The organism is Clostridium beijerinckii (assembly GCF_008705175.1).
In the GTDB taxonomy this organism is placed as follows: domain Bacteria; phylum Bacillota; class Clostridia; order Clostridiales; family Clostridiaceae; genus Clostridium; species Clostridium beijerinckii.
The window spans coordinates 1475787-1498685 of record NZ_CP043998.1; the positions used below are offsets into that span (position 1 = coordinate 1475787).

At 29.4% G+C, this 22899-nt stretch carries 26 protein-coding genes and 1 pseudogene; 24 read left to right on the forward strand and 3 right to left on the reverse strand.

The features are described 5' to 3' along the window. Positions 1–72: 72 nt before the first annotated feature. Positions 73–2073: a KUP/HAK/KT family potassium transporter gene (locus F3K33_RS06670; protein ID WP_038457273.1), complete on the reverse strand. Its 2001-nt coding sequence runs from the start codon at positions 2071–2073 to the stop codon at positions 73–75. Between the two features lie 412 nt (positions 2074–2485). On the opposite strand from F3K33_RS06670, the gene F3K33_RS26285 reads away from it, so the two are divergent. The 4 genes from F3K33_RS26285 to amrS all read left to right on the forward strand — a co-directional run bounded on the left by F3K33_RS26285 (position 2486) and on the right by amrS (position 5466). Then, positions 2486–2626, forward strand: a complete 141-nt coding sequence (locus F3K33_RS26285) for a hypothetical protein (protein ID WP_017210004.1) — start codon at positions 2486–2488, stop codon at positions 2624–2626. 169 nt (positions 2627–2795) lie between these two features. Further along, positions 2796–2951 (forward strand): hypothetical protein, encoded by a 156-nt coding sequence (locus F3K33_RS26290; RefSeq protein WP_011968581.1) that lies wholly within the window; start codon positions 2796–2798, stop codon positions 2949–2951. Positions 2952–2972: 21 nt separating this feature from the next. Then, positions 2973–4379 carry an AmmeMemoRadiSam system protein A gene (amrA, locus tag F3K33_RS06675; RefSeq protein WP_039772211.1) on the forward strand — a complete coding sequence of 469 codons (1407 nt, stop codon included), beginning with the start codon at positions 2973–2975 and terminating at the stop codon, positions 4377–4379. Positions 4380–4479: 100 nt separating this feature from the next. Then, positions 4480–5466 (forward strand): AmmeMemoRadiSam system radical SAM enzyme, encoded by a 987-nt coding sequence (gene amrS, locus F3K33_RS06680; RefSeq protein WP_039772209.1) that lies wholly within the window; start codon positions 4480–4482, stop codon positions 5464–5466. Between the two features lie 91 nt (positions 5467–5557). On the opposite strand, the gene F3K33_RS06685 is transcribed toward amrS, so the two are convergent. Further along, positions 5558–6259 (reverse strand): MJ1433 family protein, encoded by a 702-nt coding sequence (locus tag F3K33_RS06685; protein WP_039772207.1) that lies wholly within the window; start codon positions 6257–6259, stop codon positions 5558–5560. 202 nt (positions 6260–6461) lie between these two features. Between F3K33_RS06685 and F3K33_RS06690 the strand changes: the two genes are divergently transcribed. The 6 genes from F3K33_RS06690 to lon all read left to right on the forward strand — a co-directional run bounded on the left by F3K33_RS06690 (position 6462) and on the right by lon (position 11833). Next, positions 6462–6902, forward strand: a complete 441-nt coding sequence (locus F3K33_RS06690; RefSeq protein WP_039772205.1) for a YiiD C-terminal domain-containing protein — start codon at positions 6462–6464, stop codon at positions 6900–6902. A 54-nt stretch (positions 6903–6956) separates the two neighbouring features. Then, positions 6957–7364, forward strand: a complete 408-nt coding sequence (locus F3K33_RS06695) for a VOC family protein (RefSeq protein WP_039772203.1) — start codon at positions 6957–6959, stop codon at positions 7362–7364. 92 nt (positions 7365–7456) lie between these two features. Continuing rightward, on the forward strand, positions 7457–7852 hold the full coding sequence (locus F3K33_RS06700) for a carbonic anhydrase (protein ID WP_039772201.1): 396 nt from the start codon (positions 7457–7459) through the stop codon (positions 7850–7852). Between the two features lie 253 nt (positions 7853–8105). Next, positions 8106–8477 (forward strand): four-helix bundle copper-binding protein, encoded by a 372-nt coding sequence (locus tag F3K33_RS06705; RefSeq protein WP_011968587.1) that lies wholly within the window; start codon positions 8106–8108, stop codon positions 8475–8477. A 276-nt stretch (positions 8478–8753) separates the two neighbouring features. Beyond that, on the forward strand, positions 8754–9317 hold the full coding sequence (locus F3K33_RS06710) for a TetR/AcrR family transcriptional regulator (protein ID WP_017210012.1): 564 nt from the start codon (positions 8754–8756) through the stop codon (positions 9315–9317). 128 nt (positions 9318–9445) lie between these two features. Next, positions 9446–11833: an endopeptidase La gene (lon, locus tag F3K33_RS06715; protein WP_039772198.1), complete on the forward strand. Its 2388-nt coding sequence runs from the start codon at positions 9446–9448 to the stop codon at positions 11831–11833. Positions 11834–12006: 173 nt separating this feature from the next. Here the strand turns inward: lon and F3K33_RS06720 are convergent, their stop codons facing one another. After that, positions 12007–12942, reverse strand: coding sequence for a DMT family transporter (locus tag F3K33_RS06720; protein WP_039772196.1), 936 nt, complete (start codon positions 12940–12942; stop codon positions 12007–12009). A 150-nt stretch (positions 12943–13092) separates the two neighbouring features. On the opposite strand from F3K33_RS06720, the gene F3K33_RS06725 reads away from it, so the two are divergent. The 14 genes and pseudogenes from F3K33_RS06725 (at position 13093) to F3K33_RS06785 (ending at position 22855) form a co-directional block, all read left to right on the forward strand. After that, a complete protein-coding gene (locus tag F3K33_RS06725; protein ID WP_039772194.1) occupies positions 13093–13647 on the forward strand; it encodes a helix-turn-helix domain-containing protein in 555 nt (184 codons plus the stop codon). Positions 13648–13833: 186 nt separating this feature from the next. After that, entirely contained in the window at positions 13834–14556 is a 723-nt protein-coding gene (gene cobJ / locus F3K33_RS06730) for a precorrin-3B C(17)-methyltransferase (protein WP_039772192.1), read from the forward strand. 129 nt (positions 14557–14685) lie between these two features. Continuing rightward, the gene (locus tag F3K33_RS06735; protein ID WP_039772190.1) at positions 14686–15450 is read left to right on the forward strand and encodes a cobalt-precorrin-6A reductase; all 765 of its coding nucleotides are present in this window, start codon (positions 14686–14688) and stop codon (positions 15448–15450) included. A 13-nt stretch (positions 15451–15463) separates the two neighbouring features. Beyond that, positions 15464–15916: a GNAT family N-acetyltransferase gene (locus F3K33_RS06740; RefSeq protein WP_023976662.1), complete on the forward strand. Its 453-nt coding sequence runs from the start codon at positions 15464–15466 to the stop codon at positions 15914–15916. A 223-nt stretch (positions 15917–16139) separates the two neighbouring features. Continuing rightward, a pseudogene (locus F3K33_RS27110) lies at positions 16140–16385 on the forward strand (NUDIX hydrolase); the annotation flags it as partial. Positions 16386–16418: 33 nt separating this feature from the next. Further along, on the forward strand, positions 16419–16586 hold the full coding sequence (locus tag F3K33_RS26700; protein ID WP_241395412.1) for a hypothetical protein: 168 nt from the start codon (positions 16419–16421) through the stop codon (positions 16584–16586). Positions 16587–16658: 72 nt separating this feature from the next. Beyond that, positions 16659–16838: a hypothetical protein gene (locus tag F3K33_RS06750; RefSeq protein WP_011968594.1), complete on the forward strand. Its 180-nt coding sequence runs from the start codon at positions 16659–16661 to the stop codon at positions 16836–16838. A gap of 534 nt (positions 16839–17372) precedes the next feature. Beyond that, positions 17373–18338, forward strand: coding sequence for a glycoside hydrolase family 73 protein (locus tag F3K33_RS06755; protein WP_039772186.1), 966 nt, complete (start codon positions 17373–17375; stop codon positions 18336–18338). Between the two features lie 74 nt (positions 18339–18412). Beyond that, on the forward strand, positions 18413–19504 hold the full coding sequence (cobT, locus tag F3K33_RS06760) for a nicotinate-nucleotide--dimethylbenzimidazole phosphoribosyltransferase (RefSeq protein WP_039772184.1): 1092 nt from the start codon (positions 18413–18415) through the stop codon (positions 19502–19504). Between the two features lie 421 nt (positions 19505–19925). After that, positions 19926–20456, forward strand: coding sequence for a cob(I)yrinic acid a,c-diamide adenosyltransferase (locus F3K33_RS06765; RefSeq protein WP_023976657.1), 531 nt, complete (start codon positions 19926–19928; stop codon positions 20454–20456). Positions 20457–20494: 38 nt separating this feature from the next. Beyond that, positions 20495–21034: a bifunctional adenosylcobinamide kinase/adenosylcobinamide-phosphate guanylyltransferase gene (locus tag F3K33_RS06770; RefSeq protein ID WP_031276295.1), complete on the forward strand. Its 540-nt coding sequence runs from the start codon at positions 20495–20497 to the stop codon at positions 21032–21034. Next, positions 21031–21789: an adenosylcobinamide-GDP ribazoletransferase gene (locus F3K33_RS06775; protein ID WP_039772181.1), complete on the forward strand. Its 759-nt coding sequence runs from the start codon at positions 21031–21033 to the stop codon at positions 21787–21789. The genes F3K33_RS06770 and F3K33_RS06775 overlap by 4 nt, the downstream gene beginning before the upstream one ends. Positions 21790–21806: 17 nt before the next feature. Continuing rightward, a complete protein-coding gene (locus F3K33_RS06780) occupies positions 21807–22193 on the forward strand; it encodes a bifunctional adenosylcobinamide kinase/adenosylcobinamide-phosphate guanylyltransferase (protein WP_023974292.1) in 387 nt (128 codons plus the stop codon). Positions 22194–22246: 53 nt separating this feature from the next. Next, positions 22247–22855, forward strand: coding sequence for a histidine phosphatase family protein (locus F3K33_RS06785; protein WP_039772179.1), 609 nt, complete (start codon positions 22247–22249; stop codon positions 22853–22855). Positions 22856–22899 lie beyond the last annotated feature (44 nt).

The following is a 22899-nucleotide window of genomic DNA, read 5'->3' on the forward strand; positions in this document are numbered from 1 at the left end:
TTGAAAGGAAAAATATAACTGTCCACCAAATTGTGGACAGTTATATTTAAATAAAAAGTTAATTCAGTAATGTTATTTTGGAGTTCGTTTTAAAGTTGCATGATTATATTTTCCTATGAATAAAGGTACTTTTTCAACATCAACATCACTATTTTCAAGGCCAAACCACTTTGTTGGTGAAACAGTATATCTTTTTATGAATAGTTTGGCTTTGAGTATTAATTCTTCCCAGAAATTCAAATCTGTTTCATATGAAAGCTGTTCTTGAATTAGAAGGAAACGAAAATCACCGACTTTTCTGTCTGGCATAGTTGTATAGTTTCTAGATTGAATCTTTATTTCACCATTTTCAACTAACTCAGTTGAAATTTGTCGTAGAAAGACATTCAATTTTTGTTCTACTCTAAATCCAAGTCTTATTTGAACCCTTACAATATATAATGTTCCTAAAGTATCTACCGAATATTCTGCTACATAAGGCTCATCAGTAACAGCAATATTAACAAACCAATAAACATCTGCTTTTTTAGGTCTTTTGTCTAAAATAGAATACATTATTTTTCTTTCGATTTGTTCAGGATCATGGCTGCTAGTTAAACATACAAGGTTAGTTGTATACTTAGGACGGTCACTATCTTGGCGTAATTGATTAAGTTGGGTTTTATAATTTTCAATTGGGACATGTTCTAATAAACGCATCTTGATATAATAGCCTTTAATCCAAATATACATAACGCTTAAGATTGCAAGAGCAATTAAAGCAGCAATAAATCCTCCGTGAGTAAATTTAATGATATTTGCAATGAAGAAAGAAAACTCAAATGCACTAAAGAAAACAAGGATTAATACAGCAGCAATGAGCGGTGTTTTTTTCTTCAATAAGTAATTAAATAAAAGAATAGTAGTCATTAACATAGTAACAGTAATCGATAATCCGTAAGCTGCTTCCATTCTTGCAGAGTTTCCAAAGTATAGAACAATTCCGATACAGACAATCCATAAAAATTTATTGATGGAAGGTATGTAAAGTTGTCCTTTAGTGCTAGATGGATACATAATATGTAATCTTGGAAATAAATTAAGCTTAATTGCTTCAGAAACAAGGGTAAAAGAACCTGAAATTAGCGCTTGTGAAGCAATAATTGCCGCTAAAGTTGAAATTATTATACCAAAAATTAAAAAAGAAGGTGGAATCAATTGGAAAAATGGATTTAAACCTTCCATATTTGTAAAAGTGGGATTATGTCTAGCTGATAATAACCAGGCTCCTTGGCCAAAGTAGTTCAATAGTAAACATATCTTAACAAATGGCCAAGAACCATAAATATTATATTTACCAACATGCCCAAGATCTGAGTAAAGAGCTTCGGCACCTGTTGTTGCTAAAAATATGCTACCAAGTATAAAGAAACCTGCTTTATTTTCACTGCTAAAAAGAGTGTTAATTGCATAATATGGAGATAGGGCACGCAATAATGTCCAATTGTGGGAAATACCGATAATCCCCCATATAGCTAATACAGAGAACCAGACAAACATTATTGGACCAAACATTTTTCCAATCAAATCAGTCCCAAAGTGCTGAATGAAGAAAAGAGCACTTAATATTATTATTACAATCGTAACAATATCAACTTGACTTCCTAAAACAGCACTAAAACTTGGAATTAAATCTAATCCTTCAATTGCTGAAGTTACAGTTACAGCAGGAGTTAGCGTTCCGTCAGCCAGCAATGCTGATCCACCAATCATTGCTGGAATGATAAGCCATTTTGCACGATTTCTAACCAAGGTAAATAGTGAAAAGATTCCACCCTCACCATTATTATCTGCATTTAAAGTTATAAGGACATATTTTATTGTTGTTAAAATTGTAATTGTCCAAAAAATTAGAGATAATGATCCAAGAATAAAGTTTTCAGATATATTCTTCAAGCCACCATTACCTTCAATAATTGATTTCATTACATAAAGTGGTGAAGTTCCAATATCTCCGTAAACTACACCTAGTGCTATAAGTATTCCTCCAGCACTCAGTTTTGCAACATCTCCATGTTTCGTAGTTGATTTCAAATTAATCATCCTTTACATCAAATATAGTTATATATAATTCCTAAAATTAAATAAATGAAATTTAAATACTTGTCTAATTTACTTTTAATATGTAAAGTAGGTAAATTAATAATTATTTTAAGAATAATTATTATAATAACATTGTTAAAAAATATTAGTCAAACCATTAAAAATTAGATAATACAGTGAATAGTGCCAAATCCATAGGATTTTAGCCCTTATATGAGGATTTAGACTAATATTGATAAGAAGCTAATAATAAGTTGTTCGCTTATGAGTTTAGTATGCTGCAAGCATAATAAATATATTTATAGAAATAATAAAAACGAAATAATTTGTTACAGAAATTTATATCTATAAAAATAATTTCCCCAATTTTTAAAAATAAATCAGAGTTCGGGGAGATAAATTTATGAAGAATAAGCCTTATGATAAAAGAAACAGTATTAGTAGTTTAGGAAGTGATTTGACTACAGCAATTCAGAATTTTCATTATTCTGGGGAAGAAATTAAAAAAATCACTAATAAAAAGGATAATAAAATTGAGAGATAAGTGATTTTCTTTGAAACTGTTTTGGTTAAAAACTTATATATATTGCGAAAATAATAATTCATTATAATTCTAAAAATATTGAAAGGATTTTAGCCGTAATTGTGAATTGCAACATATATATTTAGAGAAAATCAGCTTAAATAATTCTTTAGAAAGGAGAATTTAACTAATGAGTAGAAATAGTGAAGGCAATAAATTTAAGAATATTATGAGTGTTGGAAATTTCACTAAACATGCAGTAGAAAATTTCGAAGAAAATATAGTAAGTCAAAAAGATTATTTAGAAAAAGTTAAGGAAAATGAAAAATCTAGAGAAAAAGAATAGTTCTAATTAGGAGGTGAGAACATGGAAAATATACTAGGTTATTATTTAATGCCACATCCACCAATAATTATACCCGACATAGGTAAAGGTGAAGAAAAGAAAATAGAGGAAACAAGCTTAGCATGTAATAAAATAGGGAGAGAAGTAGCAGATATTAAACCAGATACGATAATAATTATAACACCTCATGCTACAATGTTTTCTGATGCAATAGCCATATCAGATGAAGAAAAAATTTCGGGAGATTTAAGCCAATTTAGATGTACAAACATAAAGATGGATATTCCTATAGATAAGGAGTTTAATGTTAAACTTCGCACCGAATGTCATGTAGAGGGAATTCCGTCAGTCCTTGTAGATTCAGAATTATTACGTAGATATAATGTTAATTATGAATTAGATCATGGAAGTATAGTCCCATTGTATTTTATTAATAAATATTATAAAGACTACAAATTAGTTCACATTACTTACTCAATGATAGGGGATGTCAATTTATATAAATTTGGTATGGAGATAAAAAATGTAGCAGAAAAATTAAATAGGAAAGCTGTTATTATAGCAAGTGGAGACCTTTCGCATAAACTTAAAGAGGAAGGACCATATTCATATTCACCATATGGAGAATTATTTGACAAAGCTCTTTTAGGCAACCTTGAAAAAGGAGATGTTTTAGGCGCTTTTAATATGAATAAAACTATGATTAGTGAGGCTGGACAATGTGGGTTAAATTCAGTTTATATACTTCTTGGAGCAATGGAAGGCAAAGAAATAAAAGGAGAGCTTTTATCATATGAAGGAACTTTTGGCGTGGGATATGGAGTAATGAAACTTAGTAGACAGCAGCAAGATAGGAACTATTTAGACGAGCTAACAAAATATAAGGAAGAAAAACTCAAAGCAAAGCTAGATGAGAGCAATAGCTATGTAAAACTTGCAAGAGAAAATTTAAATCATTATTTTTCTCACGGAAAAAGTATAGAAGATATTTCTAATTTGCCAAAAGAACTCTTAAATGAAAGACACGGTGTTTTTGTATCTTTAAAGAAGTTTGGTAATCTTAGGGGATGTATAGGAACAATTGCACCAACAACAGGTTCTGTGGGTGAAGAAATAATAAGAAATTCTATAGAAGCAGCTATGAGTGATCCAAGATTTCCAGAAGTTTCAGAAGATGAAATGGATGATATTGATATATCTGTAGATGTTCTCATGGATTCGGAACCATGTAATAAGGAAGATTTAGATCCTAAAAAATATGGAGTCATTGTTTCTTTAGGAATGAGAAGAGGGTTATTGCTTCCGGATCTTGAAGGTGTGAATACTGTAGATGAACAATTACAAATTGCATGTGATAAGGCAGATATAGATTTTGACGATGATTATAAGATAGAAAGATTTGAAGTTGTAAGATATAAGGAAGGATAAACAATAAATCTATTTAAAGTTAAAGATTTTAATAGTATAGTTTTAAAAATCAAAGATATTTATGAATAACTTATACTTTATTTAAAGAAGGTGATAAGTAGTGGAAAAAAAGATACTGTTTTATGAGGAAGTTAAAGATAAAGTAAGATGTAGAATATGTCCGCATAATTGTTTAATAGATGAAGATAAGTTTGGAATTTGTGGAGTTAGAACGTTGAAATCTAAAATCCCTATTGCCATAAATTATGGAGAAGTAACTTCAATGGGAGTTGATCCCATTGAGAAGAAACCCTTATATCATTTCAAACCATCAAAAGATATTTTATCAATTGGAAGCTTTGGGTGTAATATGACTTGTAGCTTTTGCCAAAATTATGAGATATCCCAGGGAAAGCCAGAAACCCAATATATAAGCGTTGAAAAATTAATAGGCATTATTCCAACCATAGAAAACAATATTGGTGTTGCATTTACTTATAATGAACCCTTTATGTGGTATGAATATATGTATGATGCTGCAAAGGTCATAAAAGAGAGTAATACTGATACAAGTGTTGTGGTTGTTACTAATGGATATATTAATGAAGAGCCGATTAAGAAGCTTCTTCCATATGTAGATGCCATGAATATTGACTTAAAAGGATATACAAATAGATATTATAATAATATTTGTGGTGCAAAACTTGAGCCTGTTTTAGAAACTATAAAAAGGTGCAGTGAATACTGTCATGTGGAAATTACCACTTTACTTGTCAGCGAAGAAAACGATTCTTTAGAAGAATCAAGGCAAATAGCTGAATTTATAGCTAGTGTTGATGAAAATATACCTCTTCATTTAAGCAGATATTTTCCAAGATATAAGATGGAGAATGAGGCTACAAAAATAGAAAGGATAACAGAAGCTCAAAATGAAGCAAAGAAATACTTGAAACATGTATATGTAGGAAATGTTCAAGGAGTTGATAATAATACTTATTGTGATAATTGCAATGAAGTGCTTATTGAGAGGAGTGGTTATTCAACTAATGTATTTATAAAAGACAATAAGTGCCCAAAATGTGGTGAGGAAATAAACATAATATTGTAAAATAAAATTTAAACTTTAAATTAATGATTAAATTTAAATTAATGATTAAAGAAATTGTTAGCAGGAGAATTTAAAGCTCCTGCTTTAATTATTATCTGCTAGTAACTGTAAATGGATTGAATTTGATGGCACCATTATATTGATAAGGATAAAATTGCTTTAAGTGAGAAAGGTAATTTATCCATTGAGAAGTTAATGCCCTATAAACTCTGCAAATATCCCCTTTTATGTGAGTAGAGTCATCTTTTGTCAGTGTTTTATATTGTAAAAATACTATTTCATCTCTTAAATGCATTAGAGACATAAGTAAATCGGCAAAGGTTTCATGCTCTAATATATTCTCATTACTTATAAGGTTAGATAAAATATCTCTACTTCCGAGAACTAGTTTTTCAAGCCTAGGATAATTAATTTTTTCAAAGGCTATTATGTGTTCATAAGATTTTAGTTTATTATTAGAAGTTTTTAAGTCTGTAAAATCTAGATTTAAATATTGTATATTCGCATCACCAGCTACTATTATTTCCAATAGAGTAAAACCAATATCACTAAAAAATAATCCGGCTAACATATTTAATTTACTTAAGCGTTCAAGTTTAGTACGTCTTTCTACAAGTTTATCAAATACTAGGGTTACGACTAATATATTTATAGGGATAAAACAGAGACTCATAAAAGAGTAATAAATCGTGTTTTCCAATTGACCAAATACTAAATAGTGAATAAAAAACATTATGAATGATAATAAAATTAAAATAAATGAAACTAATAAATAATGTGTAATATTTTTCATAATTGCTCCTTTAATATTAGAATTTATATAGATAACAATAGCATGTCTGACAAGTTAAGACAATTATATTTCAATATTAGAATAATAATTGCTTGATCGTACTATTATGTCATATATTGGATTTGAATTGAGTTATATGATAAAATTTATAAATATTATATTTTGTCTACAATACATGTAGATGAACAGCGGAGGTAAGATAATGAGTGAGAATGAGTTTGAGCAGTTTTTACATACCAATATACCAATTACAGAAGCTATGGGCATAAGTGTTACAGAGTTTACTAAGTCGAGAGTTATACTTGTTGCTAAATTAAAACCTAATATAAATGATAAATTAACAGCGTTTGGAGGAAGTATAAATACTTTGATGACAATATGCGGATGGTCTATGGTTTTTGTAAATATTAAAGAAATTGATCCAAAGGCTCAGATAGTAATTAAAAAAAGTAATATAAATTATAGAGCTCCTATACGTGAAGATTTTACTGCAGAATGTGAAATTTTGGAAGATGAAACAAGAAGAGAATTTCTCGAAACATACACGAAACATAACAAGAGTAGATTAGATCTTAAGGTTGTTATTAAAAATAAGGAAACTGTTTTTGCAGAGTACGAGGGGCAATATGTTGTATTTAAATAGAATAATTAGGGCTAAATTTACAAGTATAAATAGATTTATTATGGAGGATAAATAATGGGAATAAAAGCTATGCACCATGTGTGCATTCAAACCAATAGTTACAAAGAATCACTTGAATTCTATAAAAATATTCTTGGGTTTGAGATTGTGGAAGAGACAAAGAATTTCCATACTAGAGATTATAATACATGGTTAAAACTAGGAACGTTCATGATTGAGTTACAAACCAGCAAGAAGGGAGAAGATCTTTCTAAGTGGAATAAGTTAAGCGAAGGAATAGTGCATATGTGCTTTTTAGTGGATAATGTTCAAGAAGAATTTAATAGGATTAAAAGTTTAGGTTATAACAATTTTAGGGTTAAAAATAATGAAGTGATATATAAAGTTGAGGATAGTTTCTTATTTAAACTAAAGGCTCCTGAGGGCACAGAAATTGAATTTAGAGATAAAAATGAAATATAGATTGCATTTATCATCTTTATTTGAAGAGATTGATAGCAAACGCTAACTTATATTCATATCTTACCTAAGAATAATAGTTTTAGGTGGTATGAATGAGAAAAAGCTTTGGGACAGTTTTAAATTGTATTGACGGAAGGACTCAGATTCCAGTAATAAATTGGATAAAAGAAAATTTTAATGTGGAGTATGTGGATTTAATAACTGAGCCTGGCATGGACAAGATAGTGTCAGAAGGGAATCCGTTTTATTCAAGTAGATTAAAAGATAAGATTAATATTTCGGTTAAAGCTCATAAATCCAAAATAATTGGATTGGTAGGTCATTATGACTGTGCTGCGAATCCAGTGGATGCTGAGGTTCATTATAGGCAAATAGAAGAAGCTACAAATTTGATTAAAAATTGGAATTTTTCAGTTGATACAATAGTTGGTTTATGGGTAGATGAGTTTTGGGAAGTACATGTCATTAGCTTGTATAAAAGAATTTAAATATAGAACATATATAAATTAGGAGCAGATGGTACTTAATCTGCTCCTGTTTTTGATGCACAAATATATTAAGTACAAAGATTTAAGATATGACAAGTATAAACTAAAAAGTGTATACAAAAAATTATCAATATATTAATTTATCCTTCTTGAATTTTATAGGCGACTTAAGCAGAAATTACAAAGTATATTTTTAGTGCGTTAGAAGAAAATATATTTTGTTATCAATAAAATAATAAAGGAGGAAACAAAAATGGAAGCAACTATGACCAGACATTCAAATTCATTAATATCGGAAGGAAACCCAATGCAATATTGCATTGATGCTTGCAGTAAATGTGTGCAAATATGTGAGGAATGCTTAAATTTATGTTTACAACATAGTGATGCTAGAGATAGGATGTATTGTATTAAATCACTTCAAGATTGTGCTGAAATTTGCTCTACAACAGCTTGTTTTATTTCAAGAGGAAGTGGTCATATAAGAGAAATAGCTACTGTATGTGCTGCCGTATGTGAAAGCTGTGCAAAAGAATGCGGAAGATTTAATGATGAACATTGTCAAACTTGTGCTGATGTATGTAGTCAATGTGCTAGTGAATGTAGACACGTATTGAATATGTAAGGCATTGTTTGATTTAAGTTACTGCTTGTTTTAAACATAAAAGTTTGGAAAGTATTAAAAATCGCTATTTTAAAGTTGAATAGCGATTTTTAATGCTTTTGATAATTAGGAATGATGCATTTTTCACTAGATTAAAACAGATAAATTATGTTTTTAGTTTCTTTAATGTAGATTTTAAAAGAAAATTAACATTTAATAAGATAAAATTGGTGGAATATATATTGACAATAAAAGAATGTTCATTTATTATAGAAATATAATAATAGAGGTGTTTAAATGAGAAGGAAAGACGATGAAAAGCAAAAGAACATAAAGGAAGCAGTTATTAAATTAATTCTTAAAGAAGGCTTTCACGGTACGTCTATTTCGAAGATAGCAAAAGAGGCAGGGGTATCACCTGCTACAGTATATATTTATTATGAAAATAAAGAAGTCATGTTACAAGACATATATCTTGAATATTCTGAAGATATTTTTGATTACATACTCAGTAAACTTAACAATAAGATGAATGGTCAGCAAGTTATTGAAATTATTGTTAAAGAGTATTTTATTTATATTAGGGAGCATGGAGAAGTCTTTCATTTCGTAGATCAATTTGCTAATTGTCCAGCTTTATCAAATCAATGCTTGACTAAGAGGGGAATAGATAACCTAAATAATTTTCTTGATGAAATGAAAGAAAGAAAAGTGTTTAAAAATCTTCAAAATGATAATTTAAGAGCAATACTTTTTTATCCAGTAAAATCAATTGCTATTAATTCATGTATTGATGAAAATGAAAAAATTGAGTTGCTAAAGGAACTCATTAGAATAGTGCAAGAGGCATTACTTATATAAATTAAAAGGACTGTTTTTTAGTGCGAGAGATTTTGTGAAAATATAATTGCAGAAGTATCTCGCTATTGCTTAACTAATCTTTAAATGAATGCTCGTTTAAGAATGTTCTAATAGGAAGGATGATTATAATGATAAATTTAGATAATAAAAATAATATAGGAAGAGTAATTCCTGTATCAGATATAGTGTTATTACCTGGAATGTACCATACACTAAAATTTAATAAATTTAGTGAAACTCAGATTGAAAGTTTATCAGATGAAGATATAGTTAATATTGCATTACCTTTAAAACAAAACTTTGGTCAAAGTAAGTTAAAGGAAGAGGATTTTCATAGAGTTGGTGTTACATTTCAAGTAAATGCAATTGAAAAAACAGAAAAGGGATATAAAGCAGAAATTAAAATATTAGATAGAGTTGAAATTAAAACATTTAGTATTGAGGAAGATTTTATTAAAGCTGAATTCGAATTTGCACCCGATATTATTGATCTTACAGAAAAAAGTAAGGAAGAAATGGTAGAGTATATTAAAAAAGTTACTCGTGAAATTAGTGAAAATTTTAAAGGATCAGAAAAGTTTATGTTGGCTGTAGAAGGTCAAAAAGATTTGAATAAGCTTATGGGATATTTATCTCATTTCATGCAAATTTCAAGTGAGGAAAAATATGATTTATTGGAAACTCAATCATTAAAGGATAGAGGTCTTAAATTTATAGATTATTTATTAAAACAAAAGGAATCTTTAAAATTACAATTTGAATTAGCAGAAAAATTCACAGAAAAAGCTAATAGGAATTATAGAGAAACAGTATTAAGAGAGCAGTTAAAAGCTATCCAAGAAGAATTAAATGAAGGAAAAAGCTCACCTTCTAAAAAGGACAAGAACTACTTAAATAGAATTGAAGAGGCTCAGATGCCGGATGAGATAAAAGAAGTTGCTTTAGAAGAATTAGGAAAATTAGAAAGCCAAAGTCCAAATAGTGCTGAATACAATGTGATCAAAAACTACTTAGAATTATTAATTCAGCTTCCTTGGAAAAAACAAGAATTTAAGGACATTGATTTAGAAGAGGCAAGAAGAATATTAGATGAACAGCATTATGGATTAGAAAAAGTTAAAGATAGAATAATACAACATTTAGCAGTTATGCAGCTTAAAAATGATAAAAAGGGTTCTATTCTACTATTAGTAGGTCCTCCAGGAGTAGGAAAGACAAGTTTAGGAAAGAGTATTGCAGAAGCTTTAAACAGAAAATATGTAAGATTAAGCTTAGGTGGAGTTCGTGATGAGGCTGAAATAAGAGGGCATAGAAGAACTTATGTAGGTGCAATGCCAGGAAGAATTATTCAAAGTATAAAGAAAGCAGGAGAAATAAATCCAGTTATGGTTTTAGATGAAGTAGATAAGTTGATGGCTAGCTATAATGGAGACCCAGCAAGTGCATTATTAGAAGTACTAGACCCAGAACAAAATGATACTTTTACTGATCACTATTTAGATGTACCTTATGATTTATCTAATGTATTCTTTATTGCTACAGCTAACTCTCTAGATACTATACCAAGGCCTTTATTAGATAGGATGGAAGTAATTCAAATTTCTAGTTATACTATGAATGAGAAATTCCATATAGGAAAGAATCACTTGATATCAGCAGTTCTTGAAGAACACGGATTAAATGATACTCAGCTTGTTATAGAAGATGCAGCATTAGAAAGAATTATAAGTGAATATACTCTAGAGGCTGGAGTAAGAGGACTTAAAAAGCAAATAGCAACTATTGCAAGAATTGCATCAGAAAAGATTGTATCGAATAAGGTGGAATTACCTTTTAAAGTTAAAGAAGATGATTTAGAGGACTTGTTAGGAAGAAAGGTTTCAAGCCATGATAAGGCTCAAGATGATAATGTCCCAGGAGTTGTAACTGGACTAGCGTGGACATCTGTAGGTGGAGAAATACTTTTCATAGAAGCGACAGGAATGCTAGGAAGTGGACAAATTGTCTTAACTGGACAGCTAGGAGATGTTATGAAAGAATCTGCGCAAATCTCTTTAAGTTTATTAAAATCAAGATTGCCGATTAATGCTATAAACTTTAGAGAAAGAGATATTCATATTCACGTTCCATCAGGATCTGTTCCTAAAGATGGACCATCAGCAGGAATTGCATTATTTACTGCACTTGCATCACTTGTTACAGGCATAAAAGTGGATTCAAAACTTGCAATGACAGGAGAAATAACTCTAAGGGGAGCTGTTCTTCCAATAGGAGGACTTAAAGAAAAGTTATTAGGAGCTCAAAGAGCTGGAATTACAAAAGTACTAATTCCAAAGGATAATGTAGTTGATTTAAATGAGGTTCCACAAGAAGTTAAGGAACAATTAACTATTATAGCTGTAGAAACAGTAGAAGATGTTTTAAGAGAAACTTTGGGGATTTCATTACCAAGAATAGAGCATATATTTAATCCTAATAAATTTATTGAAGGAACCTTCAAGCCAGCAGAAGAATAAGAAATATTAAGAGATGTTGTGAAAAATACTTACTGACAAGTAGAAGAAGCAACATCTCTTCTTGTTTTTTACAAGAACGGAAATATAAAAATTTCTAGTCGTAAAAAGTTATGAGATCAATGGTTGATAAGTATAAGATTATAGAATCCTATCTTTTTGTTAAACCAATGATTTTATGATTTCACAATACTATTTAAAATCATACCTATTACTATTAATATTATGCCTGCTAGTCCAACAAATGTTGGATATTTATCATGAAATATAAAAACTCCACCTATAAGAGTAAATATTACTTCTCCGGATTGTGTTGATTCTACAACGGCTAATTTATGTGTATCATTACTTACTATGTCGGTTGCCTTAAAAAACAGTATTGTGGCAATGATTCCTGAAAAAATAGCAACGACTAAGGATTGAAGTATTTGTCCGTTACTTGGCATGCCTACAGATAATACCCCGAATATTGATATTAATATCCAAAAGGGCATGCTACATAAAGTCATTCCAAATACTCTCTGAAAGGTATTAAAATTATCATCGCAGATTTCCATCATCTTGCGATTACCAAGTGGGTAAGCAAATGCAGCTAGAATAACGGGAATAACTACAGAGATTATTTCTGAAAAAGAGACATTTTTTGATTGTTCAAGCTGCATTAAAAATATACCTAGTAATATTAAAGAGGACATTAACAGGGATTTTTTCGGAAGTGTATTTCTTACTTTGCATATTCCAGCAGGTGTTTTAATATTTTTAAAAAATAATGGAGACATAAGAGCACCAGCAATTATAGTTAATTGCCAAGTTCCAGCAACTAGCCATGATGCACCATATGCAGATGCAAAGCTTAAAGGAGCGTAAAATAATCCAAAGCCTATTGTGCTCCAAGTAATCCATTGAATAGGTTTGTTAATTATATCATTTAATACAGGATTTAATTGTCTATTTATAATCATAATAATAAGCAAGAGTGGCAACATAAAGATATATCGAAGTGATGAACTCCATAAAAAGCTTCCGCCAGAAATATTCATTTGTTGATTTAATATAAATGTGAATGCAAAGAAAAATGATGCTGCGACTCCTAATAGAAATGCTTTTGCCATTTAAAAGACTCCTTATCTAAAATATTTGAAATTAAGTTGTGAATCTAATTAGTAAGATATGTTATATTATATACGGGAATAATATTTTGTGCAATATATTATTTGTATATATGTTATAACATACAATACTTTCGAGCAAAGGAGTAGAATATGAGAAATTTAAATTCGATTATTGGAAGCAAATTAAAGGAAATCAGAAATAAGAGAGAATTAAGTTTGGATGAAGCAGCAAAATTGACTGGAGTTAGTAAAGCTATGTTAGGTCAAATAGAGAGAGGACAATCAAATCCGACAGTATCGACTTTATGGAAAATTTCAACTGGATTAAAGGTATCATTTTCCTTTTTTATTGATGAAGAGCAGGATGAATTAGAGATCGTAGATCAAAATAATATTGATCCGATTATAGAAGACGATGCCAGAATGAAGTTATATCCCATATTTCCTTTTGATGCAAATAGAGGTTTTGAAATTTTCACTATTGAATTAGAACCAGGGTGCAATCATGTATCTACTCCACATAGTGATGGTGTTGAAGAATATATTATAGTAACTCAAGGTGAAGTAGAGATAGATATTGATAATCAAAAGTATTCATTACAAAAAGGTAATTCTATTAAATTCGTAGCTAATATATCCCATAAATATAGAAATGTGAGTAGAGAAAAAGCAATATTTCAAAATATAATACTTTATTTCAGGTAATGGAATATCCTATTATCAATATTTTTTGGATAAGAAAAATATACAATAGGTAAGTTGCATTTTAAGATTGCAAATGATATCTTACCTATATTAGAGTGAAATGCTATAATATAGAATTAGATAATGATAATAAGAATTAGATTTCATTCCAAGGATAAAAATGAAGCGAAAGAGGTTGAGTGAAGTATGGGAAAATTAAGAGTAATAGGCATAGGGCCTGGAAGCATTGAGAATATGAGCTTGAGAGCATTAAAGGCCATTGAAGATAGTGATGTTGTTGTAGGATATAACAAATATATTGACATGATAAAAGACTTAGTTAAAGATAAAGAGTTATATTCGACAGGAATGAAAGGTGAAGAAGCTAGATGCAAGGAAGCTTTAAATTTATGTAAAGATAAAAATGTTGCATTAATAAGTACTGGAGATGCAGGTATTTATGGAATGGCTGGATTGATACTTGAACTTAAAAAAGATGAGGATGTGGAGATAATTCCAGGTATTACTGCAAGTAGTGCGGCAGGATCTGTAGTTGGGGCGCCTCTTATGCATGATAATTGCAATATTAGCTTAAGTGATCTAATGACACCTTATGAAGATATAAAGAAGAGAGTAAAACTTGCAGCAGAAGGAGATTTCGTAATATCTTTATATAATCCTAAAAGTAAAGGAAGACCTGACTATTTAAGAGAGTGTATTGATATAATAAGGGAGTTTAGACAGGATAGCACTCCAGTGGCAGTAGTAAGACATGCACTTAGAGAAGGGCAAAGTTATAAATTATTTACTATCAAAGATTTTGATGAAGATATAGTAGATATGATGTCTATTGTAATAGTAGGAAATTCAAAAAGTTATTATAAAGATGAAAGTTTTATAACACCTAGAGGTTATGAAAATAAAAGATAGAGATAGTTTGTATTTAGGCATATGAAAGAAAATAATGAGTTAATGATGCACTACATAAATTTGAAATAAATTAGCATGGTTGGCTCGTTATTTTTTTAATGTGTCTTGGCAATCTGGAATGGAGAAAGTATGATTGGATTTATTTTAGGAACTTCAGAAGGAAGAAAAATTTTATCGTTAATAAATAAATATACTAGTGACATTGCGGTTACAACTGCTACAGCGTATGGGGGAGAGTTACTCAAGGAATTTAATATAAAGCAGCTAAACACAAAGCCTTTGAATGCAGAAGAAATGCTAAAATGGATAGAGGTCAATCAAATTGATATGCTAGTTGATGCCTCTCATCCTTATGCACAAGAAGTTACCAAGACTGCATTAGAGTGCGCAAATTATCTTAAGATTAAGTATATAAGATATGAAAGATTAGGTGCTCTTGAGAGTATTACTGGAGAAGATATAGTAAGAGTTAAAGATTATGATGAGGCTATTAAAATTATAAAAAATATAGACGGAAATATTTTAAATACTACAGGCGGAAATAATGTTTCTAAGTTTGTAAATTTAGAGTTTAACCATAGAGTGATACATAGAATTTTACCATCACCTAAAGTATTGGAAAAGATAGTCGAGAAGGGAATTAATATTAAAGATATTATAGCGCTTCAAGGTCCAATATCTTATGAATTGGAGAAAGCATTTATTTGCCAATATAATATTAAGGCAATTTTGACTAAAGACAGTGGTAAAGAAGGTGGAGTTCTAGAAAAGCTTAAGGCTGTTCGGGAAGCCAAGATTAAATTAATAGTAATAGAAAAACCAAAATTTAATTATGAATTAGTATTTAATCATGAAGAAAAATTAGTAGAGTTTCTGATGAAAGATAAAAAATAAATTGGGGGTAAAAATGAATTATATAGTCAAAAGAACCACTTCGGAAGATGTAGACTTTAAGTTTTTAGAGAAGCAACTTGATGAGGAGTTATTCGAAATATATGGGGAGATGCAAAATAACTATTCATCACACAATACAGTTAGAGATTTAAAGACAATTATAATATATGATGACAAAAAACCAATAGGTTGTGGGTGCTTAAAATTTCTTGATTATGATTTAGCAGAAGTGAAGAGGGTATATGTATCATTAGAAGATAGAGGCAGAGGAGTAGCTAAGATTATAGTAAAAGAAATTGAAAAGTTGGCAATTGAGAATAATATTAAAAATATTATTTTACAGACAGGAAGCAGACAAAAGGCAGCTGTTAGTTTATATGAGAGCATGGGATATAGGTTAACTGAAAACTATGGACCGTATATAAATGATAGTAATAGCATTTGTATGAAGAAAATTGTTGGATAGAAAAATTGTTTATGAGATGTTAATATAGCTATAAAAGTGTTTTCAATTGAAAGAAAATAGATAAAAGGGGGAGATACTTACGGAAAGTGAAGAGAAACTGTCATTTTACGATGAAGAATTAAATGAAATTGGTGTAGCTTCTCGTTCGGAAATACATGCAAATGGACTTCTACATAAGGTTGTTCATTGTTGGATAGTAGATGAGTCTAGCAATGAAAAATGGATATATCTTCAACAGAGATCATATAAGAAAAAAGATTTTCCAGGATTATATGATATATCAGCAGCAGGACATGTTGATATTGGAGAGAAAATAGAAAATGCATTAAAGCGTGAGGTTAAGGAAGAAATAGGTATAGAAATTAATTCTAGGAACTTAAGATTTGTTGGAAGTATAAGAGAAAAACTTAATCTAAATAGCTTCTTAAATAATGAAATATGTGAAGTATATTTATATAATCTAAAAGATCCTAAATTTAATATTGGATCTGAAGTGGAAAAGATGGTAAAGTTATCAGTTAGTGAATTTAAGAAGCTGGTATTAGGTCGCTATGACTATATTATGGCTTTTTCAATTGATGAAAAGTTAAAATTTAATATAAGAGCTCATGAATTTTGTGTACACAAGAAAGAATATCTAAAATTAATAATAGATTTTATTGGAAAATGATTATTGATTAAATTATCTTTTTGGAATATAATCAAAGAAAATAAATAATTCATACTGAAGGGAGTTAAAGTAATGAGCGTTAAAGAAAAAGTTTTAGAAGTTATGAGAGAGGCTGGAAAGCCAGTTAGCGCAGGTGAGGTTGAAAAGTTATCTGGTTTAGATCGTAAAGAAATTGATAATGCATTCAAGGAATTAAAGAAAGAAAGCGCTATTATATCACCAGTTCGCTGCAAATGGGAGCCAGCAAACTAATATACATGATAATTAAATTGAAGAGTACTCTTGGGATAATGATGATATCACAAAAAGAGGCTCTTTATTTTTTTGCGAATATATATTGCAAAAATAATTCTTTATCATAATTCTGAAAATATTGAAAGAATTTTAGCAGTAATTGTGAATTGTGAAATCTACATTATGAATTATGAATTGCAACATATATACGATTTTATGTTAAAGAAGCTAGCTGTTAATTCATTAATGATTTTTTTAGTAATTACACTTAAAAATATATTTAAAATAATAAGTGATTGTCGAAATATTATTTAAAAAGTAATAGAAGTTTAATAAAAATAGTTATCTGAAATTTATATTTACATTATATAATTTAAGTATATAACTTATAGATAATATAAGTTATCATTAAACATTGGGTTACTGAAATTCTGAATGTAATTTTATTATTTTAGCATAACATTTTATAGCTTATTAAGAGAAGTTTTTTTAGGTTATGATTGTTCATTTATAATTATATATTTTTTATGTGGGATGAAAGGGAGAATTATTATGAACACGAGAAAAAGAAAAAGAGGATTTAAAAGAGTTATACTAAATATTATAGCATTTGGTATTATAGCCTTTGCCATTTTTGGAGTTTATAGCGGCTATATGGAAAAATATAATAGTATAAACCTTAAGGATTTAAACACAAAAATGTATATACAGGATGCAGATAATGCGAGCAAAGGTAAACTTCAAGTAAATTGGAAGTTCATGGCGGCTATTGATGGTGTTAGATATAAAAATGATTTTTCTAAAGCAACAGATAGTAGCATAAATCAATTAGCTAATATGTTCATAGATAACAATAGTAGTACAAGCATTAAAATTAAAAATAGTCAATATAAGCTCGTTGACTTGGATACAGTGTTAGATAAGCTATCTTTTGATAAAGAACAAAAAGAAAAAGTATATAAGTATATAGATGATTTAAAATATATTGGATCTCAAAAGAATAATTTAAAAGATGAATCTAAGCAAGGATTTATTAATGATTTATATCCAGAGGCAATTGAGATATATGATAAGTATGGTATTCTTCCTTCTATAACTATTTCTCAGGCAATATTAGAAAGTGGCTGGGGAAAATCAGATTTAAGTACCAAAGCCAATAATCTATTTGGAATAAAAGCAGATTCGGGATGGACAGGGAAAAAAATTAAAATGAGTACTTCAGAATATTATAAACAAAAAATTGAGGATTACTTTCGGGTATATAGTAGTAAAGAAGATTCCATAAAAGATTATGGAGAATTTCTCAGCAACAATAAAAGATATAAACAAAGTGGAGTTTTCCAGGTGACTGATTATCTAGACCAGGCTAATGCTATAGAAAAGGCTGGATATAGTACAGTAGAAAATGACAAGGGAGAAGAAATTTATTCGAAACTTCTGATAGGAGTTATTCAAGAACAAAATCTTCAGCTTTTAGATTTCGAATGTGAAATGAACTATTTTAAAGATAAAAAATAAATTATACGCATTGTTTATGAATTTATGTTATATTAAAACAAAAAATAATAGAGTATATAATTGGGGGAAATGAAATGAACATTAATTCTAAAGAATTAAGAGATATTATTAATAGTATAAGAGAAGCAGATGCTTATGTAATCGCTGAAGCAGACAGAAGAATGGTATCACTTGCAAAGCCGCTGAAGAGTTTAGGAAAGTTAGAAGAAATTGCTATAAAGCTTGCGGGCATTACAGGAAAAGTGAAAAATAACATAACAAAAAAAATGGTTATAATAATGTCCTCGGATAATGGGGTGGTTGAAGAAGGAGTTGCTTCTGCGCCTCAATCGGTAACTTTAGCACAAACAATTAACTTCACAAAAGGATTAACAGGTGTAGCAGTTCTTGCAAAAGAAAATGATACTGAGCTTATGGTGATAGATGTAGGCATTAACTGTGATTTTAGCTATCCTGGCGTAATTAATAAAAAGATAAGAAAAGGAACTAATAATATTGCAAAGGGCCCTGCAATGACACGTGAAGAAGCAGAAAAAGCAATTTTAATTGGAATAGAATCTGTTAAAAATGCTAAAGAACTGGGCTATGAAATTCTTGGTGTTGGAGAGATGGGGATTGGCAATACTTCTACTAGCAGTGCCGTGTTGTCAGCATTAACAGATGTAAGAGTGGAAACAGTTGTAGGAAGAGGTGCTGGAATCACAGACGAATCATTTGAGAAAAAGAAGGAAGTTATTAAGAAAGCAATAAAGGTGAACAATCCAGCAAAAGATGATCCAATAGACGTAGTTTCGAAAGTTGGAGGTTTTGACTTAGCAGCTATGGCAGGAGTTTTTTTAGGCTCTGCTTATTATAAAGTTCCAGTTGTTATTGATGGCTTTATATCAGCAGTTGCTGCACTTATAGCATTTAAATTAAATTCAAAAGCTAGAGATTATATGTTTACTTCACATGACTCAAAAGAATTAGGATTTAAAGTTGCAATGAAAGAGCTAAGCTTAAGTCCAATATTAGACTTAGATATGGGACTTGGAGAAGGAAGTGGATGCCCATTAGCATTTTCAATAATGAAATCTGCATGTGCGGTTATGAATAACATGGCAACTTTCGAAGAAGCAGAAATTAACGACAGTTATTTAGATGAACTTAAGGCTATGAATAAATGATAAATATTTAAATGATTGCAGGGGATTAAATTAACTATTTATAATTTAATAAGGCACATAAAAGTAAATAATAAGTAAAAAACTACTAAGGAATGTTTTTTTGTAGAAAAGTTCCGTATTGCAGTATAGATGCTCTTTTCATAAGTGTATAGCTGTTTTTTATAAGTGGTATATTTCTAGTCGTGCGAGGAAGTAAAAGATCATCATAGTGGGGTTAATATGGAATTTAAAGAATATGTTATAATAACTGTATACTCTATGAAAACATGAGTATGTAAAGCAGGTAAAAACTGATAGTATTGTGTTTTAATAATTTGATAATAATATATTTGTTTTGATAAGCAGGTATAGAGTAATGATTAAGTAGCATTTTTGAATATAAAATTACTTGTTTTTTTATGAATAAGAAAGGAGAGTATTTATGGAATTAGGACTTATTCATATTTATTGTGGAGATGGAAAGGGAAAGACAACAGCGGCTATGGGCCTCGGAATGAGAGCTGTTGGACGTCAAAAGAAAGTTTTATTAACACAATTTTTAAAGGATAATGAGACGGGTGAATTGAATTCTATTGAGAAGCTAGGAAATGACTTTGAAGTTTTTAAAGGGGCTCCAGTGAAGAAATTTTTTAAATTTATGAGTGAAGAGGAGCAAAGAGAGACTAAAAGAGAGCATGAGGAAAGATTTTCTAAGGTTACTAAAAAGGCTGTAGAAGAAAATTTTGATTTATTGATATTAGATGAAATAATTGCATCTACTAATTTAGATTTAATCCCTTTAAGTGAAGTAGTAAATTTTTTAGAAAAGAAACCAAAAGGATTAGAAGTTGTTCTAACTGGTAGGAATCCTAATGAAAAGTTAGTTGAACTTGCAGATTATGTTTCAGAAATTAAAGCTGTAAAACATCCATATGAGAAAGGAATAGGCTCAAGGATAGGTATAGAGAAGTAATTTATTTTTAATAGTATTTTGGGCTTAAATTAGAGTATATGAATTATTTGATAATTGGAGGTTCTAAGAGTGGTAAATCAGAAGTTGGAGAAAGAGTAGCTCTAACCTTAAATAGAAATGAAGTTATATATATTGCCACTATGAATCCATATGATAGAGAAGATGAAGAGAGAATAGAGAAACATAAAAAAAGTAGAGAAGGATTTAATTTTAAGACACTAGAAGTTCCTAGGGATTTGGATAGTGTGATTAATATGATCAATTGCAAGGATACTGTACTTATAGATAGTATAACTTCTCTTTTGACTAATGAGATGTTTGTTGAAAATTATCTTATAAAAAATCCTTCTCATAAGATATTAAGTGATATAAAGCAAGTTATGAATAATGCAAAGAATGTTATTATTGTGAGTGATTACATATTTAATGATGCTATACAATATGATGAAATAACTGAAAATTTTAAGAAGGAACTAGCTATTATAAATAGAGGGTTAGCAAATTATTGTGAGAATGTTATAGAATGTAGCTTCGGATTAATCAAGTATATTAAACATAAGGAGAAAGTAACTTTATGAAGAAATTATACAAAGGATTTATTATGGCATTAAGCATGTTTACGATACTTCCAACTCCATATGTTGAATGGGACGATGATGGAGTAAAAAATATGATGAAATTTTACCCACTGATTGGATTAATAATTGGAGTCTTGTGGAGTATAATATATTATTTAGCAAGTATATTAAATGCCTCAATAATTTTAAAGAGTTCAATAATTACCATAGTACCATTTATAATAACAGGAATGCTTCATTTAGATGGTTTTATGGACGTTTGCGATGCAATTCTTTCAAGGAGAAGTAAGGAAGAAAAACTCAGAATACTTAAAGATTCAGCTACAGGAGCGTTCGCAGTAATATCTCTAGTGATTTTGTTCTTTTTACAATTTGGAGGGGTATATTCTATTTTAGAAAAGAATAATTCTCTTTATATATTAATTTTGATTCCAATAATAAGCAGAAGTGTTGTAGCGTATTATCTTTTAAGTAGAGCAACTATAAAAGAAAGCACTTTAGGGACTTATTTTAAAAAAGGGACCAATGTTTATGATAAGCTTATTATGATAATAACATTGATAATAACATTAATAATATCAGTAATTTTATTAAATATTTATGGAATAATATTAGTTTTATTAATGAGTTTAGGAATTAAATTGTCAGTAGAAAAATGCAGAAAAGAATTTGGTGGAATATCTGGAGATGTTGCTGGATTTGCTTTGGTTATAGGTGAAGTGGTTGGAATATTAATACTAGGAATAATTCCGTAAGAGGAAGGGTGGCATTTATGAAATTAATCTTTGGTGGAGCCTATAATGGAAAATTAGATTATGTAAAAGAAAAATATAAAGTAAGTCATGAACAGATATTTTTCTGTAGAGATGAAAATATAGAATATAATAAAGAAATTATATGTGGATTACATATTTTTGTTAAAGCGTGTATTTCTAATAAGCTTAACCCAATAGAAGTTTTAAAAGATAAAATGGATTTGTTAGAAAATAAAATAATAATATGTGATGAAATAAATTCTGGAATTGTTCCAATCGAAAAATTTGATAGAATATGGAGAGAAGAAAATGGGCGATTACTTCAGTTCCTAGCAAAGCATTCTTCTCATGTATGTAGAATATTTTTTGGAATTGAAGAGGAATTGAAAAATAATACAATTTAAAGAAAGAGGTAAAGTAGTTATAGATTTAATTAAAAATCTATAACGATTAAGGTATGAAAGAAATTAAGTTATATTTGGTCAGGCATGGAAAAACTTATTGCAATGAAAGGCGATTATATTGCGGTAAAAGTGATGTTGAATTAAGTGAAAGCGGGAAAGAGCAATTAATGGAAATTTCTAGAAGGGTTAAGTATACAAAGTGCGATTTTTACTTTACGAGTGGGGCAAAGAGAGCAAATCAAACATTAGAAATTATTTGTCCGCAGAATAAGTATGAAATTTTAAACAAGTTTTTTGAGTATGATTTTGGTGATTTTGAATTAAGATCATATGAAGAACTAAAACTGCTAAAAGAGTATATAACTTGGATAGAAGACGAAGAAGGAAATGTAAAATGTCCAAGCGGAGAGAGCAGAGCAGAATTTAGAAAAAGAGTTAATGATGGATTTGTGGAGCTTATAAATTATATCATTAAAGAAAATATAGATACTGCTTTTGGAGTGATTCATGGAGGAAGTATAGGTATGCTATTAGAAATGTTTTATGATAGTAAGAAAAAATTCTATGAGTGGCAGCCTAGCAATGGAGAAGGGTACGAACTTACAATAAAAATAAGAAAAGATGAACAATTTGAAATAGAAAATGTATCTCAAATACAGTAAGAAAATATGATTAGAGTTATTTTTGAGATGCGAAAGAAAATAAC

What these genes read in the sequence shown, in the direction of transcription:
- F3K33_RS26285 (WP_017210004.1), top strand. Translation starts at nt 2,486, where the DNA reads ATGAAGAATAAGCCTTATGATAAAAGAAACAGTATTAGTAGTTTAGGA.
- F3K33_RS26290 (WP_011968581.1), top strand. Translation starts at nt 2,796, where the DNA reads ATGAGTAGAAATAGTGAAGGCAATAAATTTAAGAATATTATGAGTGTT.
- amrA (WP_039772211.1), top strand. Translation starts at nt 2,973, where the DNA reads ATGGAAAATATACTAGGTTATTATTTAATGCCACATCCACCAATAATT.
- F3K33_RS06685 (WP_039772207.1), bottom strand. Translation starts at nt 6,259, where the DNA reads ATGAAAAATATTACACATTATTTATTAGTTTCATTTATTTTAATTTTA.
- F3K33_RS06690 (WP_039772205.1), top strand. Translation starts at nt 6,462, where the DNA reads ATGAGTGAGAATGAGTTTGAGCAGTTTTTACATACCAATATACCAATT.
- F3K33_RS06695 (WP_039772203.1), top strand. Translation starts at nt 6,957, where the DNA reads ATGGGAATAAAAGCTATGCACCATGTGTGCATTCAAACCAATAGTTAC.
- F3K33_RS06700 (WP_039772201.1), top strand. Translation starts at nt 7,457, where the DNA reads ATGAGAAAAAGCTTTGGGACAGTTTTAAATTGTATTGACGGAAGGACT.
- F3K33_RS06705 (WP_011968587.1), top strand. Translation starts at nt 8,106, where the DNA reads ATGGAAGCAACTATGACCAGACATTCAAATTCATTAATATCGGAAGGA.
- F3K33_RS06710 (WP_017210012.1), top strand. Translation starts at nt 8,754, where the DNA reads ATGAGAAGGAAAGACGATGAAAAGCAAAAGAACATAAAGGAAGCAGTT.
- lon (WP_039772198.1), top strand. Translation starts at nt 9,446, where the DNA reads ATGATAAATTTAGATAATAAAAATAATATAGGAAGAGTAATTCCTGTA.
- F3K33_RS06720 (WP_039772196.1), bottom strand. Translation starts at nt 12,942, where the DNA reads ATGGCAAAAGCATTTCTATTAGGAGTCGCAGCATCATTTTTCTTTGCA.
- F3K33_RS06725 (WP_039772194.1), top strand. Translation starts at nt 13,093, where the DNA reads ATGAGAAATTTAAATTCGATTATTGGAAGCAAATTAAAGGAAATCAGA.
- cobJ (WP_039772192.1), top strand. Translation starts at nt 13,834, where the DNA reads ATGGGAAAATTAAGAGTAATAGGCATAGGGCCTGGAAGCATTGAGAAT.
- F3K33_RS06735 (WP_039772190.1), top strand. Translation starts at nt 14,686, where the DNA reads ATGATTGGATTTATTTTAGGAACTTCAGAAGGAAGAAAAATTTTATCG.
- F3K33_RS06740 (WP_023976662.1), top strand. Translation starts at nt 15,464, where the DNA reads ATGAATTATATAGTCAAAAGAACCACTTCGGAAGATGTAGACTTTAAG.
- F3K33_RS26700 (WP_241395412.1), top strand. Translation starts at nt 16,419, where the DNA reads ATGGTAAAGTTATCAGTTAGTGAATTTAAGAAGCTGGTATTAGGTCGC.
- F3K33_RS06750 (WP_011968594.1), top strand. Translation starts at nt 16,659, where the DNA reads ATGAGCGTTAAAGAAAAAGTTTTAGAAGTTATGAGAGAGGCTGGAAAG.
- F3K33_RS06755 (WP_039772186.1), top strand. Translation starts at nt 17,373, where the DNA reads ATGAACACGAGAAAAAGAAAAAGAGGATTTAAAAGAGTTATACTAAAT.
- cobT (WP_039772184.1), top strand. Translation starts at nt 18,413, where the DNA reads ATGAACATTAATTCTAAAGAATTAAGAGATATTATTAATAGTATAAGA.
- F3K33_RS06765 (WP_023976657.1), top strand. Translation starts at nt 19,926, where the DNA reads ATGGAATTAGGACTTATTCATATTTATTGTGGAGATGGAAAGGGAAAG.
- F3K33_RS06770 (WP_031276295.1), top strand. Translation starts at nt 20,495, where the DNA reads ATGAATTATTTGATAATTGGAGGTTCTAAGAGTGGTAAATCAGAAGTT.
- F3K33_RS06775 (WP_039772181.1), top strand. Translation starts at nt 21,031, where the DNA reads ATGAAGAAATTATACAAAGGATTTATTATGGCATTAAGCATGTTTACG.
- F3K33_RS06780 (WP_023974292.1), top strand. Translation starts at nt 21,807, where the DNA reads ATGAAATTAATCTTTGGTGGAGCCTATAATGGAAAATTAGATTATGTA.
- F3K33_RS06785 (WP_039772179.1), top strand. Translation starts at nt 22,247, where the DNA reads ATGAAAGAAATTAAGTTATATTTGGTCAGGCATGGAAAAACTTATTGC.